Below are 815 nucleotides of genomic sequence, written 5' to 3'. Positions count from 1 at the left end.
GAAGCATCATGGCAATTGCGCATAACCGTTGGGATCTCGTAGTTATATTTCCCGCTTTGTTGTTTGGAGTGATTTCGATAGTTGCTGGAGCCCTCTCTCAACTACGCGGCGGGTTTCTGAGAAGTGCCGTCGAGGGCTGGAGCGACCTTAATCTTTCGCTGAGTCGTTTACGCAGGAGTTCAATTTCTTACACGAGAAGATTTTTTATTCGATCCAAATATATTAGATTAACCTATTTCATTTTTTCAGGATGGAGGATGTGGATACTGCAGGGCACATCTTTCGTTTTCGTTTTTACTTTTCTTATCGTGAATAATAGCAATTTGGTAGTTGCCATCGCTTTGGGGTTGGCAGTAGAATGTGCGATCGCAATGTGGTGGTTTATATGGAGATTCTACGGCACAAGTAATCTGCCATCCAGTAAGAAGCGCATTGATAGAATTGGTGATACCATCATCCTGATAATGTTCAGCAGCGCCTTGGGGCTTATTCTCGTATTTGTGATGGCATCTTTTATTGAACCGCTAGGTTTTTGGTTTGCAATGACTCTTGCATGGCAAATGATTATGGCGTTTCTTGCTGCACTCTTTCATAATCGATTCAATTTTGTGTTTTACAAGCGGAATATTGCTAGAGCCGTGCATGAAGAGTCTGTTATCCAGAATAAGATGATGAACATTGAAAAGTGGGTAGATTTCGCAATGGAGAGTACATGAAATAATATTAGGCGCGGGAGAATATGCTGTAAGTTGATATAGTCTAGCTCCGGCCCTAGGTCAATTGGTGGCTGTGGGGAGAATTTCACATGGAGCCTT

Annotated in this window: 1 protein-coding gene; it reads left to right on the top strand. The window is 42.5% G+C overall.

Going from position 1 to position 815, the window contains the following annotated elements; all coding sequences use genetic code 11:
• The coding region (locus GTW58_RS14380) for a hypothetical protein (RefSeq protein ID WP_209436581.1) at positions 1-716 on the top strand (716 nt) is incomplete at its 5' end.
• Positions 717-815 lie beyond the last annotated feature (99 nt).

Origin of the sequence: Kocuria subflava (genome assembly GCF_012163155.1) — a bacterium.
In the GTDB taxonomy this organism is placed as follows: domain Bacteria; phylum Actinomycetota; class Actinomycetes; order Actinomycetales; family Micrococcaceae; genus Kocuria; species Kocuria subflava.
This window is presented reverse-complemented; position numbering and strand designations above follow the sequence as displayed.